This is a genomic window from Streptomyces sp. NBC_00539, from assembly GCF_036346105.1.
Classification (GTDB): Bacteria; Actinomycetota; Actinomycetes; order Streptomycetales; family Streptomycetaceae; genus Streptomyces.
The window spans coordinates 4732420-4753413 of the sequence record NZ_CP107811.1; the positions used below are offsets into that span (position 1 = coordinate 4732420).

The window sequence follows — 20994 nt, forward strand, 5'->3', positions numbered from 1 at the left end:
GTACGCCTAACTAACGAATTACAGGGGTGTGGCCCGGCTGGGCGACAATGGGGGGATGACCACGCTCCCCCCGCCCCTCGCGATCGGCCCGCACACCGTGCAGCCCCCGGTGGTGCTCGCACCCATGGCCGGTATCACCAATGCCCCGTTCCGCACCCTGTGCCGCGAGTTCAGCGGCGGCAAGGGGCTGTTCGTCAGCGAGATGATCACGACGCGCGCCCTGGTCGAGCGCAACGAGAAGACCATGCAGCTGATCCACTTCGACGAGACCGAGAAGCCCCGCTCGATACAGCTGTACGGAGTCGACCCCACGACGGTCGGCAAGGCGGTCCGCATGATCGTCGAGGAGGACCGTGCCGACCACATCGACCTCAACTTCGGCTGCCCCGTCCCCAAGGTCACCCGCAAGGGCGGCGGCTCGGCCCTGCCCTACAAGAGGAACCTGCTGCGCGCGATCCTGCGCGAGGCCGTGGCCGGCGCCGGTGACCTGCCCGTCACCATGAAGATGCGCAAGGGCATCAACGACGAGCACCTCACCTACCTCGACGCCGGCCGGATCGCGGTCGAGGAGGGCGTCACGGCCATCGCCCTGCACGGGCGCACCACTGCCCAGCACTACGGCGGCACCGCCGACTGGGACGCCATCGCGCGGCTCAAGGAGCACGTGCCGGAGATCCCGGTGCTCGGCAACGGCGACATCTGGTGCGCCGAGGACGCGCTGCGCATGGTCCGCGAGACCGGCTGTGACGGAGTGGTCGTGGGCCGCGGCTGCCTGGGGCGGCCGTGGCTGTTCAACGACCTGGTCGCGGCCTTCGAGGGGCGCCCGGAGGACTTCCACAAGCCGACGCTGCGCGAGGTCGCGGCCACCATGCACCGGCACGCCCAGCTGCTGGGGGAGTGGATCGGCGACGAAGCGCGGGGGGTGATCGACTTCCGTAAGCACGTGGCTTGGTACCTCAAGGGCTTCTCCGTGGGATCGGAGATGCGCCAGAAGCTGGCGGTGACCTCTTCCCTCGCCGAACTGGACGCTCATCTGAGCGAGCTCGATCTGGACCAGCCCTGGCCCGACAGCGCCGACGGTCCGCGCGGCCGGACGTCCGGAAACAACCGGGTTGTCCTGCCGGAGGGCTGGTTGAAGGATCCGTACGACTGCGCAGGCGTCAGCGAGGACGCCGAGCTGGACACCTCCGGAGGCTGACAGCAGCCGACAAATCGCCCTCGGTGTAGCGTGATATACGCCACGCATGGGAGAGGTTTCGCTCAGATGAGCAGTTAAGTCACGGGTAAGACTTTCAAAGGGTGGCACTGGGTGCCACCCTTTGTTCGTTCAACACTTGAACGCAAATGTATCGATGATCGCTCATCCGAGCGCAAACAGGCCTCAAGGGCCACCTCACCGTTCGGGATGTGAACGCTCTTCGCCCGTCGGCATTACTTATCGGTTACTTTCGATTGGCTGGCACACGGGTGGTTACAGCCGCATGACGCCTAAGTGGACATACCCAGACGCCTTCGATCTGGGTATGTTCCTGGCCGTCAGGGCAGCCACCCGAGTCCTCGAGGAGTCGAGACCCGTGTCGGAAAACAAAGATCAGAAGTTCGTCTACGACTTCACCGAGGGAAACCGCGACCTCAAGGACCTTCTCGGCGGCAAGGGAGCCAACCTCGCCGAGATGACCAACCTTGGTCTCCCGGTGCCTCCCGGCTTCACCATCACCACCGAGGCCTGCAAGGTCTACCTCGAAAGCGGCGAGGCCCCGGCCGCGCTGCGCGACGAGGTCAGCGCGCACCTGGCGGCCCTCGAAGCGAAGATGGGCAAGAAGCTCGGCCAGTCGGACGACCCGCTGCTGGTCTCCGTGCGTTCCGGCGCCAAGTTCTCGATGCCCGGCATGATGGACACCGTCCTCAACATCGGCCTCTCCGACGAGTCCGTGGTCGGCCTCGCCGCCCAGGCCGGCGACGAGCGGTTCGCGTGGGACTCCTACCGCCGCCTGATCCAGATGTTCGGCAAGACCGTCCTCGGCGTGGACGGCGAGCTCTTCGAGGACGCCCTCGACGAGGCCAAGGCCGCCAAGAAGGTCACCGTCGACACCGACCTCGACGCCGCCGACCTCAAGAAGCTGGTCAAGGCCTTCAAGAAGATCGTCGCGAAGGAGGCCGGCCGGGAGTTCCCGCAGGACGCCCGCGACCAGATGGACCTCGCCGTCGAGGCGGTCTTCAACTCCTGGAACACCGACCGCGCCAAGCTCTACCGCCGCCAGGAGCGCATCCCCGGCGACCTGGGCACCGCCGTCAACATCTGCTCCATGGTCTTCGGCAACCTCGGCCCGGACTCCGGCACCGGCGTCGCCTTCACCCGTGACCCCGCCACCGGCCACCAGGGCGTCTACGGCGACTACCTGCAGAACGCCCAGGGCGAGGACGTCGTCGCGGGCATCCGCAACACCGTCCCGCTGGCGGACCTGGAGAGCATCGACAAGGCCTCCTACGACCAGCTCATGACGATCATGGAGACGCTGGAGACCCACTACAAGGACCTCTGCGACATCGAGTTCACGATCGAGCGCGGCCAGCTGTGGATGCTCCAGACCCGCGTCGGCAAGCGCACCGCCGGCGCCGCCTTCCGCATCGCCACCCAGCTCGTGGACCAGGGCCTGATCGACGAGGCCGAGGCCCTCCAGCGCGTCAACGGCGCCCAGCTGGCGCAGCTGATGTTCCCGCGCTTCGACGAGGGCGCCAAGACGACCATGCTCGGCCGCGGCATCGCCGCCTCCCCGGGCGCGGCGGTCGGCAAGGCCGTCTTCGACTCGTACACGGCCGTCAAGTGGTCCCGCTCCGGCGAGAAGGTCATCCTGATCCGCCGCGAGACCAACCCGGACGACCTGGACGGCATGATCGCCGCCGAGGGCATCCTGACCTCCCGCGGCGGCAAGACCTCGCACGCCGCCGTCGTCGCCCGCGGCATGGGCAAGACCTGCGTCTGCGGCGCGGAGGACCTCGAAGTCGACACCAAGCGCCGCCGCATGACGGTCGGCGGGACGGTCGTCGAAGAGGGCGACGTCGTCTCCATCGACGGCTCCACCGGCAAGGTCTACCTCGGCGAGGTACCCGTCGTACCGTCCCCCGTGGTCGAGTACTTCGAGGGCCGCATGCACGCCGGCGCCGACGACGCCGACGAGCTGGTCGCCGCCGTGCACCGGATCATGGCGTACGCGGACCGCGTCCGCCGGCTGCGGGTGCGCGCCAACGCCGACAACGCCGAGGACGCCTCGCGCGCCCGCCGTTTCGGCGCCCAGGGCATCGGCCTGTGCCGCACCGAGCACATGTTCCTCGGTGAGCGCCGCGAGATGGTCGAGCGCCTGATCCTGGCCGACACCGACGACGAGCGCGAAGCGGCACTCAGTGCCCTCCTGCCGCTGCAGAAGAAGGACTTCGTCGAGCTGTTCGAGGCGATGGACGGGCTGCCCGTCACCGTCCGCCTCCTCGACCCGCCGCTGCACGAGTTCCTGCCCGACATCACCGAGCTGTCGGTGCGCGTCGCCCTCGCCGAGTCCCGCAAGGACGCCAACGAGAACGACCTGCGCCTGCTCCAGGCCGTGCACAAGCTGCACGAGCAGAACCCGATGCTGGGTCTGCGCGGCGTCCGCCTCGGCCTGGTCATCCCCGGCCTGTTCGCCATGCAGGTCCGGGCGATCGCCGAGGCCGCGGCCGAGCGCAAGAACGCCAAGGGCGACCCGCGCGCCGAGATCATGATCCCGCTCGTGGGCACCGTCCAGGAGCTGGAGATCGTCCGCGACGAGGCCGACCAGGTCATCGCCGAGGTCGAGGCCGCCACCGGCACCAACCTCAAGCTGACCATCGGCACGATGATCGAGCTGCCGCGCGCCGCGCTGACCGCCGGCCAGATCGCCGAGGCCGCGCAGTTCTTCTCCTTCGGTACGAACGACCTGACCCAGACGGTGTGGGGCTTCTCCCGCGACGACGTCGAGGCCAGCTTCTTCACCGCGTACCTGGAGAAGGGCATCTTCGGGGTCTCGCCCTTCGAGACCATCGACAAGGACGGCGTCGGCTCGCTGGTCCGCAGCGCGGTCGAGGCCGGCCGGGCCACCCGCCCCGACCTCAAGCTCGGCGTCTGCGGCGAGCACGGCGGCGACCCCGAGTCGGTGCACTTCTTCCACGAGGTCGGTCTCGACTACGTCTCCTGCTCGCCGTTCCGGATTCCGGTGGCGCGCCTGGAGGCCGGCCGTGCGGCCGCCGAGTCGAAGGGCTCCGACAGCCGCTGAGCCCCCCCGTGCCGGGTTCCGGCGCGGCTCAGCCGGGCACGAACCCGGCCGGGCGGCACCGGTTCCTGAGGCTGCGCCTGCTTCCGGTTTCCCTGACCCCCGGAAGCGGGCGCAGCCTGCTTTGCGTTCAAGGACCGTATTCAACCAAGTCGCCTTTACGGCACCAGGCGGTGGACGGATCCCCACCCGTCCACCGCCTGCCGCCTATCGCCGGGCACGTCGGCGCTTCCCTGTGCGACCGACCGCCAGGCCCCGCAAAGCCCCCCACGGCCTTCACGGAGCGTTTCGGTCGCACTGGAGTGTGCCCGGCGGAGTACAGGATTTCGGTTGTCACGCTCCTGCCGAAAGGGGTTTCAACTGTGGCTGAAAGGGCGTGGTGACCACGTGTGACGGCGTGCATACTCATGGGGCGGGGGGATTGCGGTTGCACAGGTGGGGGTTCGGTGCTTCGTATCCATTTCACGGGAGTGGACCTCGCACGCGTACGGATGGCGGGACGTCCCGATGCGTTGTGGGAAACGATTCTCAGCTTTCACCGCTTAAGGGACCGGCGTGACGCCCGGTTGTTCGGTGAATGGCGTACGGAAACCCGGAGCAGGTTGAATAGTGAAACAAGACTCCTCGGTGCGCTGATACCGGGGCGCGGCTATTTCCCCGATTTCCTGACCCCCGTGGAGGGGCAGTACGGGTGGGACCTCGGCCTCGACGCGCTGCGTGGCATACGCCCCGAGCGAATACGCCGAGAGCTGTCGCTGATGGGCGCGGGAGCGCGCGTCGGCGCGGCCTTCGGCATGCCGCCGGGCGCGGGTGGCGCGGGCGACACCCTCGTCCCGCGCCGGCTGCGGGAGTTCATGGACGACGCGCCGGGGCACATGCCGAGGCTGCTGGGCGAGCTGCGCGCGTACCACCGGGTGGCCGTGGAGCCCTACTGGACCCACATCCAGGCCCAGATCGAGGCCGAGCGGGCAGCCAGGGGCCGCGCACTGCTGGACGGCGGCGCGGACGAGCTGCTCGCGTCGCTGCCGCCGATGCTGCGCTGGCGGGCGCCGGTCCTGGAGTGCGACTACCCGGTGGACCGGGACGTCCGGTTGCGGGGGCGCGGGCTGCTGCTCCAGCCGTCCTTCTTCTGCCGCCGCACGGCCGTCACCCTGCACGACCCGGAGCTGCCGCCGGTCCTGGTGTACCCGGCGGCGGCGCAGCTCGCCTCGGCCCCCGCCCAGGGGGAGGCCGCCCGGCCCGCGGAGGAGCAGCGCCAGCGGACCTTGGGCAAGCTGGTCGGGCACACCCGCTCGGTGGTGCTGCGGGCCATCGGCGACGGAGCCACCACCAGCGAACTGGCCCGCCGGGCGGGGGTGTCGCTGGCCTCCGCGAGCCAGCACGCCTGTGTGATGCGGGAAGCGGGCCTGGTCACGACGCTGCGCCGGGGCAACGCCGTGCTGCACACCGTGACCCCGCTGGGGGCGGCACTGCTCAAGGGCGGCGCGGTGGCGTCCTGACGGCGGTGGCCGGGCTTCCCGTAGGAGAGGCGACGGCGGTGCCGGGTGCCCCGTAGGAGAGGCGACGGCGGTGGCCGGGTGCCCCGTAAGAGAGGCGACGGAGGCGCAGGGGCGGGCCCGCGGAAAAAAAACCCTCCCCGCGCCGATGAGTTTCCCGGGGCCGCCCGGTCTACCCCTTCGAACGCACCCACGCGAGAGAAGAGGGACCGAGATGTCCGCCACCATGATCTTCGTCAACCTGCCGGTCAAGGACCTGGAGGCGAGCAAGGCCTTCTGGGGCGGGCTCGGTTACTCCTTCAACGCCCAGTTCAGCGACGAGAACGGCGCCTCCCTGGTCATCAGCGACACCATCTACGCGATGCTGCTGACCGAGGCCCGCTTCAAGGACTTCACCCACAAGGCCATCGCGGACACCTCCACCACCACCGAGGCCCTGCTGTGCCTGAGCGCCGAGAGCCGCGAGGCGGTGGACGCGCTGGTCGACGCGGCCGTCGGCGCGGGCGGCACCGAGCCCCGCCCCGCGCAGGACCACGGCTTCATGTACGGGCGGGCCTTCGAGGACCTCGACGGCCACACCTGGGAGATCATGTGGATGGACCCGGCGGCGATCCAGGCACAGTGATCCCCCGGCGGCCTATACGGGCGCGGGCACGGCGGTCCGCACCGGGTAGGTCCGGACCGCCACCGCCTCGTCGTCCAGGCAGCGCCCCGATTCCAGGTCGAACCGCTGCTTGAGCAGCGGCGAGGCCACGAACGGGCGCCCCGTCACCGCGCCCACCAGTCCCCGGGCGAGTACCTGCGCGCCGGTGAAGGGGTCCCGGTTGCCGATGGCGTACGGGCGTCCCCCGCGGTCCACGAACACCGCGGCTTGGCTCCCGTCGGGCAGCAGGGCCGCGACCCCGCGCCCGGGGGTCAGTTCCGAAAGCTCGCACACCGTCAGCCAGCCGCCGTTCACTTCCAGCTCGATGGTCACCGGTTGCCTCCCACGGGCTCAAGGGTCAGTACGGTCAGGTCGGGCTTGACCTGGTCGCGTTCCGGCACGAACCGCACGCTGGGGTCCGGGGCGCCGGGCGCGTTGACGAAGGACACGAACCGGCGCAGCCGCTCGGGGTCCTGGAGGGTTTCGGCCCACTCGTCGCGGTAGTGGGCGACGTGGTCGGCCATCAGCGACTCCAGCTCCGCGCACAGGCCGAGCGAGTCGTGCACGATCACGTCCCGCAGGTGGTCCAGCCCGCCCTCCAGCCGCTCCAGCCAGGTCGAGGTCCGCTCCAGCCGGTCGGCGGTGCGGATGTAGAACATGAGGAACCGGTCGATGAGACGGACCAGTTCGGCGTCCGACAGGTCCTGGGCGAGCAGGTCGGCGTGGCGCGGGCTGGCCCCGCCGTTGCCGCCGACGTACAGGTTCCAGCCGTTCGCCGTGGCGATGACGCCGAAGTCCTTGCTCTGCGCCTCCGCGCATTCGCGGGTGCAGCCGGACACCGCCGACTTCAGCTTGTGCGGGGCGCGCAGGCCCCGGTAGCGCAGCTCCAGGTCGATGGCCATGCGCACGCTGTCCTGCACGCCGTAGCGGCACCACGTCTGGCCCACGCAGGACTTCACCGTGCGCAGCGCCTTCCCGTAGGCGTGCCCGGACTCGAACCCGGCGTCCACCAGCCGTGCCCAGATGCGCGGGAGCTGGTCGACCGCGGCCCCGAAGAGGTCGATCCGCTGCCCCCCGGTGATCTTCGTGTAGAGGCCGAAGTCGCGGGCCACCTCGCCGATCACGATGAGCTTGTCGGGGGTGATCTCGCCGCCCGGGATCCGGGGGACGACCGAGTACGAGCCGTTGCGCTGCATGTTCGCCAGGAAGTGGTCGTTGGTGTCCTGGAGGGCGGCCTGCTCCCCGTCCAGGACGTATCCGCTCGCGCCCAGCGTCGCGGCGAGCGAGGCGATGATCGAGGCGACCGCGGGCTTGCAGACCTCGCAGCCCTCGCCGCCGCGGGCCTCGTCGCGCCCGTGGCCGTCGAGGATCTCCCGGTACGAGGTCAGGCGGCGGGTGTGGACGATCTCGTACAGCTCGGCGCGGGTGTACGGGAAGCAGCCGCACAGCCCCTTGTCGGCGGCGGCGGGCAGCAACTGCCCGATCACCTTGAGGCAGCCGCCGCAGCCGGTGCCGGCCTTGGTGCACTTCTTGACCTCGGGGAGGGAGGTGAAGGCGGTGATCTCCTTCTTGGTGACGTTGTGGCAGGAGCAGATCACCGCCGTGTCGGGCAGCGCGGACGGGCCGAGCTGTGCGGCCGGCCCGATGCCCGCGGGCAGCACCAGCTGCTCGGGCAGGACCGGCGGAACGCTGCCGGTGAGCGGCCGCAGCAGCCCGTAGGCATCGGCGTCACCGACGAGGACACCGCCGAGCAGTACGCCGTCGGGGGAGACGACCAGCTTCTTGTAGACGCCGGAACGGGAGTCGGAGTAGACGACGTCGAGGCAGTCGGGGGTGGCTCCGTGGGCATCGCCGAAGGACGCCACGTCCACGCCGAGCAGCTTGAGCTTGGTGGACAGGTCGGCTCCGGTGAACTCCCGCTCGCGGCCCAGCAGGTCGTCGGCGGCCGTCTCGGCCATCTCGTAGCCGGGGGCGACCAGGCCGTAGACCCGGCCGTCGACGGCCATCGCGCATTCGCCGATGGCGTACACGCGGGGGTCGGAGGTGCGGCAGCGGGCGTCGACGGCGATCCCGCCCCGTTCGCCGACGGTGAGGCCGGCGTCGCGGGCGAGCTGGTCGCGGGGGCGGACACCGGCGGAGAAGACGACCAGGTCGGCGGGGACGGTCGAGCCGTCGGAAAGGCGCATCCCGCTCACCGAGCCGTCCTCGCCGGTGAGGACCTCCTGGGTGCCGACGCCGGTGTGGACGCTCAGGCCCATGGCCTCGATGGTCCGCAGCAGCGCGGCGCCGCCCCCGTCGTCGACCTGGACGGGCATCAGCCGGGGGGCGAACTCCACGACCCGGGTGGCCAGCCCCAGCCCTTGCAGGGCGCCCGCGGCCTCCAGCCCGAGGAGTCCGCCGCCCACGACGGCCCCGCTGCTGCGGCCCTTCCCGTACGCCTCGATCGCGAGGAGGTCCTCGATGGTGCGGTACACGAAGCAGCCGGGGGCCTCCTTGCCGGGCACGGGCGGCACGAAGGGGTAGCTGCCGGTCGCCAGCACGAGGACGTCGTACGGGAACACCCGCCCGGAGCGGGAGGTGACGGTGCGGGCGCCGCGGTCGATGGTCTCCGCGGGGTCGCCCAGGTGCAGGTCGATCCCGTGCCGGGCCATGAACCCGTCCGGGGTCAGCGACAGGTCCTCGGGGGTGCTGCCGGAGAAGTAGGAGGTCAGGTGGACCCGGTCGTAGGCGGGCCGGGGCTCCTCGCACAGGACGGTGACGCGGTGCGTGGAGGTGATCCCGCGCTCGGCGAGGGCCTCCAGGTAGCGCTGGCCGACCATGCCGTGGCCGACGAGCACGAGGGCGGGGCCGGCCGCGGGGGCGGGTCCGGGGGTGGGCGGGACTGCGGCCATGATCAGGAGCCTCCGTCGTCGGTGAGCAGGTGCGAGAAGTCGGTCAGGGCGGCCCCGTCCTCCCATGAGCGGGCCAGGGCGCCCACGGTGGACAGTTCGCCGAGGAGGACCCCGCCGACCAGGCGGTCGCCGCGGACGACGACCTGTCGGTAGGTCCGGCGGGTGGCGTCGGCGAGGCGGATGACGTCGTCACCGGGCAGCGGGGTCGGCTCCCCGAAGGCGGCGAGGTCCAGGGGCGCGCTGCCGCCGGGGAGGCCGCCGGCGCCGTCGCCGGGGGTGAGGGTGAGCCGGGTCAGCGCGCGGGTGCCGGTGTAGGTGCCGGCGGGGCCGCCGGTCCCGGTCAGGGCGGCCGCCAGGGCGTCGGCCTGCTCCAGTGCGGCCCCGGCCAGCCCGTACACCCGGCCGTCGTGCTCGGCGCAGTCGCCGATGGCGTGGATGCGGGGGTCGCTGGTGCGCAGGCCGTCGTCCACGACGATGCCGCCCCGCACCTCCAGCCCGGCGGCCCGCGCCAGTCCGGTGCGCGGGCGCACCCCGCAGGCGAGCACCACGAGCTCGGCGTCGAGCCGGTAGCCGTCGGCGAGTTCCACGCCGGTGACCCGGGTTCCGGCCCCGGGGCGGGGGGCCGCGGCCTTGGTCAGGCCGCGCACCCGGCACTCGGTGTGGATCTCGATGCCGAGAGCCGTGAGGTGGGCGCCCAGCAGGGCCGAGGCAGCCGCGTCCAGCTGGCGTTCCATCAGTCGCTCGGCCTGCTGTGCGAGCACCACCTGGGCGCCCCGGGCGGCGAGTGCGCGGGCCGCCGAGACCCCGAGGAGACCGCCGCCGATCACCACGGCGCGCAGGCCGGGGCGTACGGCCGCGGAAAGGGCCAGGCAGTCGTCCATGGTGCGGAACGCGTGCACGCCCTCGGGCAGTTCCCGGCCGTCCGGCTCGAACAGGCCGCGCAGCGGCGGAAGGACCGGGTTCGAGCCGGTGGCCAGGACGAGGGTGTCGTACCCGAGCACCGCCCCGTCGTCGCAGTGCACCGTCCGGTCGGCGCGGTCGACGCGGACCGCGCGCACGCCCCGGCGCAGCGCCGGGCCCGGGTCCGGGAGCCCGATCACCTCGGGGGCGTACCGGCCGGCCAGGATCTCGGCCAGCAGCACGCGGTTGTACGGGACGTGCGGCTCCTCGCCGAGCACCGTGACCGCCGCGGCACCGCCGGCGGTCAGCCGCGCCGCGCACCGCAGGCCGGCCAGGCCGCCGCCGATCACCACCACACGCCGATCCGAAGTCATGGAACGAGCGTGCGGGGCCGCTGTTTCCCCGCCGCATCGCCGCTGTTACCCGGACGGAACGCGCACCTCAGCACGGAGCCGGGCGGCCCGTGAGGCTCTCGAACCTCAACCTTTGCGCAAGTTTCCCGGGATCCGTGGTCATTGCAGCCAACCGCTCCATAGGGTCGGAGCCGTGCCTGACATATCAACCACGATGATCATCGTGCTCTGCGTGGCCGCCGCGGCGGCCGGCTGGATCGACGCGGTGGTCGGGGGCGGCGGACTGCTGCTCCTGCCCGCCCTGCTGCTCGGTCTTCCGCACACGCCCCCCGCCGCCGTCCTCGGCACCAACAAGGCGGTGGCCATCGTCGGCACCACCGGGGCGGCCGTGACGTACGTCCGCAAGGCACCGGTGGACGTGAAGCTCGCCGTCCGCATCGGCCTGGCCGCGCTCGCCGGTTCGATGGGCGGCGCCGCGCTGGCCGGGGGGATCAGCAAGGACGCCATGCGCCCGCTGATCATGGCGGTACTGGTGGTCGTCGCCGCGGTGGTGATCTTCAAGCCCGGTTTCGGCGCGGCCGCGTCCACCGCGCCCGTCAGCCGACGCCGCGTGCTGCTCGCCATCGGCCTGGCGGGACTGGGCATCGGCTTCTACGACGGACTCATCGGGCCCGGCACCGGCACCTTCCTGGTCCTCGCCCTCACCGCGCTGCTCCACCTCGACCTGGTGACCGCCTCCGCCACCGCCAAGATCGTCAACTGCTGCACGAACGCCGGGGCGCTCGCGATGTTCGCGTACCAGGGGATGGTGCTGTGGCAACTGGCGGCCCTGATGGCGGCTTTCAACCTGGCCGGCGGCATGATCGGGGCCCGGATGGCGCTCACCAAGGGCAGCGCGTTCGTCCGGACGGTGCTGCTGACGGTGGTCGGCGCGCTGGTGGTCAAGCTCGGCATCGAGCAGTGGGGCTGAGGCGTACCGGCCGCCAGGGCCGCCCTGTCCTGTCCTAGTACGTCCCCGTCAGGTGGGCGAAGACGACGACGTTCCCCTCGTAGCCGGTGCGGGGTGAGAAGGCGCCCCCGCAGGTGATCACGCGCAGCTCGGCGCGCGGCGAGGGCCCGTACACCCGGGAGTCGGGGAAGGCCCTGGCGTCGTACACCTCGACGGCGTGGACGGTGAACACGGCCGTGCGTCCGTCCGCGCGCGCCACCTCGATCGTGGCCCCGCGGCGCAGCGCGCCCAGGTGGTAGAAGACGGCCGGGCCGGTGGCGTGGTCGACGTGGCCCGCGATCAGGGCGGTGCCGGTGGCGCCGGGAGTGGTGCCGTCGCGGTACCAGCCCGCGAGGTCGCGCCGGGCGGGCGGCGGGACTTCGAGGCTGCCGTCGGCCTGTAGCCCCAGCCCGGTGAGCGGGGCGTCCACGCGGATCGACGGGATCCGGATCCGGGTGGGCGGGGAGCCGGGCAGCGGGGCGATGCTCCCGGCGTACGAGGCCTGGCCGCTGAGCGCGCTCAGCGCCTCGGCGGGGGACGGCAGCGGCGGCCCGACGCTCTCCCCCGAGCCGCTGCTCACGAGCCAGATGCCCACGCAGGCGGCGAGGGCCAGGAGCCCGCCGCGGCCGGCGATGCCGGAGGTGCCCACCATGCCTGCCCCCTCGTGCTCGCTTCCCGTGCGTATGACTGGCCGTCGCCCGGCCCCGCGAACGGGGGGGACCTCGCGGGGCGGGCGACGGGGGGACGGTACCGCTCGGACCGCGGCCACGGCCGCGGGGTCCGTCAGCTCCGCGTGCCGCTCGCCCGGCGACGCAGGAGCCAGGTACCGCCGACGGCGACCGCGGCCAGCACGGCCGCTCCCGCCGTGATCTTGGCGGGGTCGGTGGTGGTGGTCGTGCCACCACCGACCCCGGTCCGTACGTGGCCTTGCGGGCCACGATCGGTGACGACCAGGTCGCCGGTGGCGAACTTGCCGTTCGCGCAGGTCGCGCCGATGTCGTAGGTGCCGGGCCGGAGGTCGCGGGCGACCTGGAACTGCCCCGTGACCACTTCCTTGCGGGTGCCCGGCATCAGCTTGAAGCGTCCCCCGCCGACGGTGGTCGCATCGCCCTCGGCGTGGCCGGAGGGGCCGCAGGCGCTGGTGTTCACCGTGACGGTCACACCCGGGGAGGCGGACTTCGGCCAGACCTCCAGCGGGGCGAAGTCGCCCGGGGCGAAGCCCGGCATGCCGAGTTCCGCGGCGGCGACCGCGCCCGCGACCGGGCCGGCGAAGGCGACGGCGGTCAGCGCGGTGGCGGTCAGCACGTGTGCGGTGCGGCGGCGCATGGGGGCTCCTGGGAACGCGGGGTCGTGTTCCGAGATAACCCGCCCCGGCCGCGCGCCGCCTCCTGATGCGGTGTCAGGTACGCCGTGCGGGCGGGTGTCCGCGCAGCTCAGACGGGCCCGCTTGGGCCGTCCGGGGGACCCTGCCCGTCCGGGTGACACCGGCCATCGCCCGGTGCCGGTCCGTGCCGTCCGTCGCCGGTCCGTGCCGTCCGTCGCCGTCTTGTCCCGTCCCGTCGCGTGCCCGCCCGGGGCCCGCACCGGCCGGGCGCAGGAGGTACGGCACGGGCTTACGCCGGCCCCGAGCGGTGCGTACGGTGGAGGCCCGCGCGGACGGAGCGACCCGCCGCGCGGCCACGTCCTGGGAGGGCCTCGTGACACCGCTCGACCGGCCGGGAACCGCCGCGCCCGCACTGCCGTTCTTCGTGTACGGGACCCTGCGGCCCGGCGAGGTCAACCACGACATGTTCCTGAGGGGCCGTACGGCGGCGGAGGAACCGGCCCTGCTGCCGGACGCCGCGCTGTACGAGGGCCCCGGGTACCCGTACGCCGTCGCGCGCCCCGGAGCCGCGATTCGCGGCGAGCTGGTCACCCCCGAGCCCGAGGCCTACGCGGAGCTGCTGGTCGCGCTCGACCTGCTGGAGGAGTACCGGGGCCCGGGCCTCCCGGGGAACGTTTACGACCGGGTCGCCCGCGAGGCCCTGCGCCCCGACGGCATCCGGGTCCTGGCCTGGGTGTACCTGGCCGCCGCACCGCTGGCCCGCGCCCTCGCCCGCTCCGGGACCGAGATCCCGGGCGGCGACTGGCTCGTCCCCGGCCGGTCCGGGTGACGACCGGCGGCTACAGCCCCTCGGCCCCGCGGTTGCGCAGCCGCTGCCCGTACTGCTGGAGGACCCACAGCTCCTCCTGGACCGCCGCCAGCTGCTCCGGCGGGGCCTGCGGCCCCAGCCGCGAGAGCGTGCCCTGGATCTCCTGCACCCGGCGGTCCACGGCGCGCAGCCGCACCTGCACCAGCTGGACCCCCGCGTAGACCTCGTCCACCGTCTTCGCGTGGATGGCTTCGACCGCGAGTTCCGTGACCAGCGCGCGCACGGTGTCGTTGGGCGCGGCCTCACGGACCCGCGTCAGGTAGTCCTCGGTGCCCAGCGAGGCGCCGCCCGCATCCTGGATGGCCTGGCGGACCGCCGCGTAGGGCGGCGCGGTGAACTCGTCGATCCCGTACGCGTCGAAGGCGGGGGAGACCAGGGCCGGTCTCTGCAGCGCCAGCTTGAGCAGCTCGCGTTCGGTGCGGTGGGCGGGGCTGCGCAGGTTCAGCGCCGGGCCGCCCGCCGCCACGGGGGCGGGCGCGGGGGCGGCCTCGTACGACCGGCCGCGGCCGCCGTGCTGCGGCTGGCCCCCCCGCTCGCGCGCCCAGCGGGCGAGCTGCGCGACCCGCTTGACCACGAACTGTTCGTCGCGGATGCCCAGCATTCCGGCCAGCTGTACCGCCGACTCGTGCTGGATCGCGATGTTCTTGATGTGGGCGACGACGGGGGCCGCCTCGTCCAGCGCGGCCGCCCGGCCCGCCGGGTTCTCCAGGTTGTGCCGGGCCACGATGTGCCGCAGGGCGAACTCGAACAGCGGGGTCCGTGACTCCACCAGTCCCGAGACGGCGGCGTCGCCCTGCGCGAGCCGCAGGTCACAGGGGTCCATCCCGCCCGGGGTGATCGCGATCGAGGTCTCTGCGGCGAACTTCTGGTCGTCCTCGAAGGCGCGCAGCGCGGCTTTCTGGCCCGCCGCGTCCCCGTCGAAGGTGAAGATCACCTCGGCCGTGGCGTTGTCCATCAGCAGCCGGCGCAGGATCTTGATGTGGTCCCCGCCGAAGGCCGTGCCACAGGTCGCGATCGCGGTGGTGACCCCCGCCAGATGGCAGGCCATCACATCGGTGTAGCCCTCCACCACGACGGCCCGCGAGGTCTTCGCGATCTCCTTCTTGGCCAGGTCGATGCCGTAGAGCACCTGGGACTTCTTGTAGATCGCGGTCTCGGGGGTGTTCAGGTACTTGGGGCCGTTGTCGTCGTCGCGCAGCTTGCGCGCGCCGAAGCCGACGACCTCGCCGCTGATGTCGCGGATCGGCCACATCAGCCGCCCGCGGAACCGGTCGATCGGCTTCCCGCTGCGGCTGTCCTGGGCCAGGCCGGAGGTGATCAGCTCCTTGTCGCTGAACCCCTTGCCGCGCAGGAAGCGGGTCAGGTGGTCCCAGCCGGCCGGGCTGTAGCCCACGCCGAAGTGCGCGGCCGCGGCCTGGTCGAAGCCGCGCTCCGCCAGGAACTTGCGGCCGATCTCCGCCTCGGCGCCGCCCAGCTGGTCGGCGTAGAACTGCGCGGCGGCCTTGTGCGCCTCGACCAGCCGGATCCGCTCGCCGCGGCCGCTGGTACCGGCGGTGTAGCCGCCCTCCTCGTAGCGCAGGGTGATGCCCGCCTGGCCGGCGAGGCGCTCGACCGCCTCCGAGAAGGAGAGGTGGTCGATCTTCATGATGAAGTCGAGGGTGTCCCCGCCCGCCTGGCAGCCGAAGCAGTGGTACAGCCCCTTGCTCGGACTGACCTGGAAGGACGGGGACTTCTCGTCATGGAAGGGGCACAGGCCCTTGAGGTTTCCGCCGCCGGCGTTGCGCAGCTGGAGGTAGTCGGAGACCACGGCGTCGATCGGGACCGCGTCCCGTACCGCCTTCACGTCGTCGTCGTTGATCCGTCCTGCCACGCGTGAAGTCTACGGCCGGGCGCCGACAAACCCGTCAGGCCCCCTCCGCCGCCACCAGGGAAGAGAGCGGAACCGACGGGTCCGCCAGTTTCTCCCGGTCCACCGGCGCGTGGGAGCGGATCAGGGCCTGGATGTGCCCGGTGACGTCCCACACGTTGACGTTCATCCCGGCGAGCACCCGGCCCTGCGACAGCCAGAACGCGATGAACTCCCGCTTGCCCACGTCGCCGCGGATCAGCACCTGGTCGTAGCCGCCCACCGGCGCGTACCCGGAGTACTCCAGGCCCACGTCGTACTGGTCCGAGAAGAAGTAGGGCACCCTGTCGTACGCGACCTCCTGCCCCAGCATCGCCCGGGCGGCCGCCGGGCCGCCGTTGAGCGCGTTCGCCCAGTGCTCGACGCGCAGCCGGGTCCCGAGCACCGGGTGGTGGGCGGCCGCCACGTCCCCGACGGCGAACACGTCCGGATCGGACGTGCGCAGCGACGCGTCGACGGCGATCCCGCCGCCGTGCTCCCGGTCCACCAGGGCCAGCCCCGAGCTCTCCGCGAGCGCCGTGCGGGGCGCGGCACCGATCGCGGCGAGCACCGCGTGCGCCGGGTGCTCCTCGCCGTCGTCGGTCCGGGCGGCCAGCACCATCCCGTCCTGCCCGACGATCTCGGTCAGCCGCGCGCCGAAGTGGAAGCGGACCCCGTGCTCGGCGTGCAGGTCGCCGAAGAGCCGGCCGATCTCCGGCCCCAGCACCGCGTGCAGCGGTGTGGCCAGCGGCTCGACCACGGTCACCTCGGCGCCGTACCCGCGGGCCGCCGCGGCGACCTCCAGACCGATCCAGCCGGCGCCCGCGATCAGCAGGTGGCCGTTGTCCCGGCCCAGCCCGGCCAGGACCTGCTTGAGCCGCTCCGCGTGTGCGAGGCGCCGCAGGTGGTGCACCCCCACCAGACCGGTGCCGGGGACGTCGAGGCGGCGCGGCTCGGCGCCGGTGGCCAGCAGCAGCTTGTCGTAGTGCAGGGCCGTGCCGTCACCGAGGACGACCTTCTTCGCGGACCGGTCCAGCTGGACGGCGGGCTGGCCCAGGTGCAGCTCGATGTCGGCACCCGCGTACCAGGACGGCTCGTGGACGAAGACGCTCTCGCGCTCCTCCTTGCCCGTCAGGTACCCCTTGGACAGGGGAGGGCGTTCGTAGGGATGCTCACGCTCGTCCCCGATCAGGATCACCCTGCCCGTGAACCCCTCGGACCTCAGGGTCTCGGCCGCTTTCGCCCCGGCGAGACCCGCGCCGACGATGACGAACGTCCTGTGTGCGTCGACCACCTGATGCCTCCTCATAACCTCTGCGCCACATGCGGCCACATGCGAGCGTCCCGCACCGAGCCTGCCCCGTGAAGGGGGAGTGGCCCGATCGGCTCACCCTTCGGCGCGTCGCGGGCGTCGGGTGAGACGGGCGTGCAACGAGCGGGCCGAGGCGTCGGTGAGGGCGGCGATCTGGTCGATGACCGCCCGTTTCCTCGCCTTGTCGTCGGGCGCGTCCTCGAAGATCGCCCGGAACTGGGGGTCGAGGCCCTCGGGTGCGCGGGCGCTGAGCGCCTCGGCGAGTTCGGCCAGGACGATGCGCTGGTCCGCGCGCAGCCGCTCCTGCTCGTCGCGCTGCATCACGTACAGGTCGGCGACCGCCTTGAGGACGGCGCACTCGTTGCGCGCCTCCCGGGGAACGACCAGCTCGGCGGCGTAGCGGGTGAGGCGGCCCGATCCGTACGCCTCCCGGGTCGCCGCCTCCGCGGCCAGGCAGAAGCGGCCGATCAGCTGGCTGGTGGCGTCCTTGAGCCGGGCCTGGGCGACGGCCGAGCCGTCGTAGCCGTGCGGCCACCACTCCTCCCCCATCAGCCGGTCCAGGGCCTCCCGCAGCTCCTCCGGCGCCGTGTCGGCGGGCACGTACCGGCCGATCGCGACCTGCCAGATGGCATCGCGCTCCGGTTCGGCGAAGAGCATGTTCGGGTCGAGGTGCCCGGCGTGCAGACCGTCTTCGAAGTCGTGGACCGAGTACGCCACGTCGTCCGCCCAGTCCATGACCTGCGCCTCGAAGCACTTGCGGTCGGCGGGCGCGCCCCGGCGCAGCCAGCCGAAGACCGGCAGGTCGTCCTCGTACGCGCCGAACTTCACCGAGTCGGGGTCGGTGGGGTGCCCGCCGCGCGGCCAGGGGTATTTGGTGGCGGCGTCCAGCGCGGCCCGGGTCAGGTTGAGACCGACGCTGACGAGTTCGCCCGTCACCGGATCGGGCACGAACCGCTTCGGCTCCAGCCGGGTCAGCAGGCGCAGCGACTGCGCGTTGCCCTCGAAACCGCCGCAGTCCTTGGCGAACTCGTTGAGGGCTTCCTCGCCGTTGTGTCCGAAGGGCGGGTGGCCCATGTCGTGGGAGAGGCAGGCGGCCTCGACCAGATCGGGATCACAGCCGAGGGCCGCCCCCAGCTCGCGGCCCACCTGCGCGCATTCCAGGGAGTGGGTCAGGCGGGTGCGGGGGCTCGCGTCCCAGTCGTAGGAGCGGGTTCCGGGGGTGACGACCTGCGTCTTGCCGGCGAGGCGGCGCAGGGCGGCGGAGTGCAGTACGCGGGCGCGGTCCCGTTGGAAGGCGGTGCGGCCGGGCCGTTTGTCGGGCTCGGCGGCCCAGCGCTCGGTGTCGGCAGGCTCGTAGGGGTCGGTGCGGGTGGTGCTCTCCATGCCTTCCATGCTCAGACGTTAACCGGAAGAGCCGACAATGCGGGTGATCCGGGGCGGCCCGGACCTACGCGGTGGCCGGCTCCAGAGGTGTCCGGCGCCGGGCGAGGGCCTGGTCGTAGCGCAGCAGGACGAGACGGGCGAGGGCCGGGTGGTCGCCGAGCGGCGCCGCGGCCGGACCGGTCGCGGCAGCGGCGCTCTGGGCGGCGAAGCGGCCGGGGGCGGTGAAGTACGAGGCCACGGCGATCCGGTGGTGCCCGCGGGCCGCGAGGGTGCGCAGGGCGCCGGCCACGGACGGGGTCGCGGCGGAGGCGTGGGCGGCCACGACGGGCACCCCGCCGAGCCGCTCGGACAGCAGGGCGGCGGTGCGGCGGGTGTCCTCGGCGGCGTCCGGGTCGCGGGAGCCGGCGGCGGCCAGTACCACCGCCGTCCCCGGCGCCCAGGAGGCCTCCAGGAGCCGCTCGTACAGGGCCTCGACCAGCAGCGGGTGCGGCCCGAGCGGGGCCGCGACCCGGGTGCGCAGGTGCGCAGCGCGGGCGGCCGCCGCGGGGAGGTCGCGCTTGACGTGGTGTCCGCGGCTCAGCAGCAGCGGTACGAGGACGGCCTCCCCGGCGAGGGCGTCGAGCGTCTCGCCGAGCAGCGGCCGGTTCAGCTCGATGTGCCCGAGGCGGACGTCGAGGCGGGGGCGGAGCAGGCGGACCCGCTCCAGCAGGGCCCGGACGCTGTGGAGGGCGCGCGGGTCACGGCTGCCGTGGGCGACGGCGACGAGGGCGGGCTGCATGCGGGCACTCCGTTGGTCCGGGCCCCGGGGGACGCGCGGTGTCCGGCTGAGCACCGGGACGGACGGTGATCCGGGTCGGCGGCTCGACGGCGGTGGCGGGGGGAGACGGGAAGGGCGGGGATTTCCGGAGGGTGCGCGGGCTCCGTCATGAACCGATCCTGCGGGGCGCAGATTGCCGCCGCGTTGCGCCGCCGTGACGGGTCTTTTCCGGCTGCTCACAGTGGGCGGGGCGGGACGCGGCCCGGCGGCGGGTGAAACCGGACCGGCCCCGGCCGCGTCCTGACCAGCGGAGACCGGGTGACAACCAGCGACAACCAGGGGGAACGTCATGCGCGGAGCGCGCCTGAGCCGGATCGCGGGCGGGGTGCGGGGGCTGCTGCCGCGCACGGTGCGGGCCAGGCGGCGCGCCGTCCGGGCCGTGATGGTGCTGTGCGTGCTGGCGCTGCTGCCCTCGGCGTGGACGCACGCGGTGGCCGCCGACCGGCTCGGCAGCACGGCCCAGGCACCCTCCGCCCCGGTGGCCGTGGTGTTCGGCGCGGGCCTGCTGGGCGCGCGGCCCACCCCGTACCTGGCCGACCGGCTCGACGCGGCCGCCGAGCTGTACCGCGCCGGAAAGGTCAAGGTCGTCCTGGTCACCGGGGACAACAGCCGTACCGAGTACTCGGAGCCGGACGTGATGCGCGCCTACCTGACCCGCCACGGGGTCCCGGACGACCGGATCGTCAGCGACTTCGCCGGGTTCGACACCTGGGACTCCTGCGTGCGGGCCCGGCGGATCTTCGGCGTGGACCGCGCGGTGCTGATCAGCCAGGGCTTCCACATCCGGCGGGCCGTGGCCCTGTGTCAGGCGGCGGGGGTGGAGTCGTACGGGGTCGGGGTGCAGGACGTACACGACGCGACCTGGTACTACGGCGGCGCCCGCGAGGTCTTCGCGGCCGGGAAGGCGGCGCTGGACGCGGTGTTCAAGCCGCGGCCGACGTTCCTGGGGCCCAAGGAGGACGGGGTGTCGCGCGCCCTGGCGCTCTGACAGACTGGCACGGATTGTCAGACGTAGGGGGGCATCGTGGGCACCGTGCCGGATCTGAGCGGCAAGGCCGTCGTCATCACCGGAGGGGCCCGGGGGCTGGGCGCGGCCGCCGCGCGGGCCGTCGTGGACGGCGGCGGCCGGGTGCTGGTCACCGACGTGCTGGAGGCCGAGGGCGCCGCGACGGCGGCCCGACTGGGCGGCGCGGCCCGCTTCCTGCGGCACGACGTGACGAGCGAGGACGACTGGGCGGCGGCGCTGGAGTACGCGGTCGCCGAGTTCGGCCGCCTCGACGGCCTCGTCAACAACGCGGGCATAGCCACGGGGCAGTTGCTGGAGCACGAGAGCGTCGAACACTTCCGCCGGGTCGTCGAGACCAACCTGGTCGGCACCTTCATCGGCATCAAGGCGGCCATCCCGCTGCTGCGCGCGAACGGCGGCGGCTCCATCGTCAACATCTCCTCCGCCGCCGGCCTGACCGGACTCGCGCTGACCGCCGGGTACGGCGCCTCCAAGTGGGGCGTGCGCGGTCTGTCGAAGATCGGCGCGGTCGAGCTCGCCGAGGCCCGGATCCGCGTCAACTCCGTCCACCCGGGCATGACGCTCACCCCGATGACCGCCCCGGTCGGCATCCGGGCCGGCGAGGGCAACTACCCCGGCGCCCCGCTGGGCCGCGTCGGCACCCCCGAGGAGATCGCCGCGGCCGTCGCCTTCCTCCTTTCCGACTCCGCCGCCTACATGACGGGCGCCGAACTCGCGGTCGACGGCGGCTGGACGGCGGGCCTGACGGTGAAGCACCTGACGGGCCACTGAGCTCACCCCTGCCGGGCCGCAACAGCGCGTGCCGCCCGCACCGGCGCCGACGCCGC

Annotated in this window: 17 protein-coding genes; 8 read left to right on the forward strand and 9 right to left on the reverse strand. The window is 72.8% G+C overall.

What is annotated here, in order from left to right; genetic code table 11:
- Positions 1–55: 55 nt before the first annotated feature.
- The 4 genes from dusB (at position 56) to OG861_RS21230 (ending at position 6401) form a co-directional block, all read left to right on the forward strand.
- Entirely contained in the window at positions 56–1198 is a 1143-nt protein-coding gene (gene dusB, locus OG861_RS21215) for a tRNA dihydrouridine synthase DusB (RefSeq protein WP_329195063.1), read from the forward strand.
- 376 nt (positions 1199–1574) lie between these two features.
- Entirely contained in the window at positions 1575–4283 is a 2709-nt protein-coding gene (gene ppdK / locus OG861_RS21220) for a pyruvate, phosphate dikinase (protein WP_329195062.1), read from the forward strand.
- A 443-nt stretch (positions 4284–4726) separates the two neighbouring features.
- On the forward strand, positions 4727–5779 hold the full coding sequence (locus tag OG861_RS21225) for an ArsR/SmtB family transcription factor (RefSeq protein WP_329195061.1): 1053 nt from the start codon (positions 4727–4729) through the stop codon (positions 5777–5779).
- 211 nt (positions 5780–5990) lie between these two features.
- On the forward strand, positions 5991–6401 hold the full coding sequence (locus tag OG861_RS21230) for a VOC family protein (RefSeq protein WP_329195059.1): 411 nt from the start codon (positions 5991–5993) through the stop codon (positions 6399–6401).
- 12 nt (positions 6402–6413) lie between these two features.
- Here OG861_RS21230 and nirD read toward each other — a convergent pair whose 3' ends face one another.
- Genes nirD through OG861_RS21245 form a run of 3 tightly spaced genes read right to left on the reverse strand, consistent with a single transcriptional unit; the run spans position 6414 to position 10584 of the window.
- The gene (gene nirD / locus OG861_RS21235) at positions 6414–6752 is read right to left on the reverse strand and encodes a nitrite reductase small subunit NirD (RefSeq protein WP_329195057.1); all 339 of its coding nucleotides are present in this window, start codon (positions 6750–6752) and stop codon (positions 6414–6416) included.
- The gene (gene nirB, locus OG861_RS21240) at positions 6749–9310 is read right to left on the reverse strand and encodes a nitrite reductase large subunit NirB (protein WP_329195055.1); all 2562 of its coding nucleotides are present in this window, start codon (positions 9308–9310) and stop codon (positions 6749–6751) included. Before nirB ends, nirD begins: the two co-directional genes overlap by 4 nt.
- Positions 9311–9312: 2 nt before the next feature.
- Complete coding sequence (locus OG861_RS21245) at positions 9313–10584, reverse strand: NAD(P)/FAD-dependent oxidoreductase (protein ID WP_329195054.1); 1272 nt, start codon at positions 10582–10584, stop codon at positions 9313–9315.
- Positions 10585–10756: 172 nt separating this feature from the next.
- Here OG861_RS21245 and OG861_RS21250 point away from each other — a divergent pair, with 172 nt between their 5' ends.
- The gene (locus OG861_RS21250; RefSeq protein ID WP_329195052.1) at positions 10757–11533 is read left to right on the forward strand and encodes a sulfite exporter TauE/SafE family protein; all 777 of its coding nucleotides are present in this window, start codon (positions 10757–10759) and stop codon (positions 11531–11533) included.
- A 34-nt stretch (positions 11534–11567) separates the two neighbouring features.
- Here OG861_RS21250 and OG861_RS21255 read toward each other — a convergent pair whose 3' ends face one another.
- Complete coding sequence (locus tag OG861_RS21255; protein WP_329195049.1) at positions 11568–12203, reverse strand: class F sortase; 636 nt, start codon at positions 12201–12203, stop codon at positions 11568–11570.
- Positions 12204–12334: 131 nt separating this feature from the next.
- Entirely contained in the window at positions 12335–12877 is a 543-nt protein-coding gene (locus OG861_RS21260; RefSeq protein ID WP_329195048.1) for a hypothetical protein, read from the reverse strand.
- 371 nt (positions 12878–13248) lie between these two features.
- Between OG861_RS21260 and OG861_RS21265 the strand changes: the two genes are divergently transcribed.
- The gene (locus OG861_RS21265; RefSeq protein ID WP_329195046.1) at positions 13249–13704 is read left to right on the forward strand and encodes a gamma-glutamylcyclotransferase family protein; all 456 of its coding nucleotides are present in this window, start codon (positions 13249–13251) and stop codon (positions 13702–13704) included.
- Positions 13705–13714: 10 nt separating this feature from the next.
- Here the strand turns inward: OG861_RS21265 and dnaG are convergent, their stop codons facing one another.
- The 4 genes from dnaG to OG861_RS21285 all read right to left on the reverse strand — a co-directional run bounded on the left by dnaG (position 13715) and on the right by OG861_RS21285 (position 19101).
- On the reverse strand, positions 13715–15613 hold the full coding sequence (gene dnaG, locus OG861_RS21270) for a DNA primase (RefSeq protein ID WP_329195044.1): 1899 nt from the start codon (positions 15611–15613) through the stop codon (positions 13715–13717).
- 34 nt (positions 15614–15647) lie between these two features.
- Complete coding sequence (locus tag OG861_RS21275) at positions 15648–16922, reverse strand: NAD(P)/FAD-dependent oxidoreductase (protein WP_329195042.1); 1275 nt, start codon at positions 16920–16922, stop codon at positions 15648–15650.
- Positions 16923–17015: 93 nt separating this feature from the next.
- Positions 17016–18332 carry a deoxyguanosinetriphosphate triphosphohydrolase gene (locus OG861_RS21280; protein ID WP_329195040.1) on the reverse strand — a complete coding sequence of 439 codons (1317 nt, stop codon included), beginning with the start codon at positions 18330–18332 and terminating at the stop codon, positions 17016–17018.
- A 55-nt stretch (positions 18333–18387) separates the two neighbouring features.
- Positions 18388–19101 (reverse strand): sirohydrochlorin chelatase, encoded by a 714-nt coding sequence (locus OG861_RS21285; protein WP_329195038.1) that lies wholly within the window; start codon positions 19099–19101, stop codon positions 18388–18390.
- A 328-nt stretch (positions 19102–19429) separates the two neighbouring features.
- On the opposite strand from OG861_RS21285, the gene OG861_RS21290 reads away from it, so the two are divergent.
- Together OG861_RS21290 and OG861_RS21295 are read left to right on the forward strand one after the other, a co-directional pair.
- Positions 19430–20128 (forward strand): SanA/YdcF family protein, encoded by a 699-nt coding sequence (locus tag OG861_RS21290; protein WP_329195036.1) that lies wholly within the window; start codon positions 19430–19432, stop codon positions 20126–20128.
- Between the two features lie 45 nt (positions 20129–20173).
- Positions 20174–20938 (forward strand): glucose 1-dehydrogenase, encoded by a 765-nt coding sequence (locus OG861_RS21295; protein WP_329195034.1) that lies wholly within the window; start codon positions 20174–20176, stop codon positions 20936–20938.
- The last annotated feature ends 56 nt before the right edge of the window (positions 20939–20994 follow it).

Excerpts from the sequence above, each read along its gene's own strand:
- dusB (WP_329195063.1), top strand. The coding sequence starts at position 56 with ATGACCACGCTCCCCCCGCCCCTCGCGATCGGCCCGCACACCGTGCAG.
- OG861_RS21230 (WP_329195059.1), top strand. The coding sequence starts at position 5,991 with ATGTCCGCCACCATGATCTTCGTCAACCTGCCGGTCAAGGACCTGGAG.
- nirB (WP_329195055.1), bottom strand. The coding sequence starts at position 9,310 with ATGGCCGCAGTCCCGCCCACCCCCGGACCCGCCCCCGCGGCCGGCCCC.
- OG861_RS21245 (WP_329195054.1), bottom strand. The coding sequence starts at position 10,584 with ATGACTTCGGATCGGCGTGTGGTGGTGATCGGCGGCGGCCTGGCCGGC.
- OG861_RS21255 (WP_329195049.1), bottom strand. The coding sequence starts at position 12,203 with ATGGTGGGCACCTCCGGCATCGCCGGCCGCGGCGGGCTCCTGGCCCTC.
- OG861_RS21260 (WP_329195048.1), bottom strand. The coding sequence starts at position 12,877 with ATGCGCCGCCGCACCGCACACGTGCTGACCGCCACCGCGCTGACCGCC.
- OG861_RS21280 (WP_329195040.1), bottom strand. The coding sequence starts at position 18,332 with ATGGAAGGCATGGAGAGCACCACCCGCACCGACCCCTACGAGCCTGCC.
- OG861_RS21285 (WP_329195038.1), bottom strand. The coding sequence starts at position 19,101 with ATGCAGCCCGCCCTCGTCGCCGTCGCCCACGGCAGCCGTGACCCGCGC.
- OG861_RS21290 (WP_329195036.1), top strand. The coding sequence starts at position 19,430 with ATGCGCGGAGCGCGCCTGAGCCGGATCGCGGGCGGGGTGCGGGGGCTG.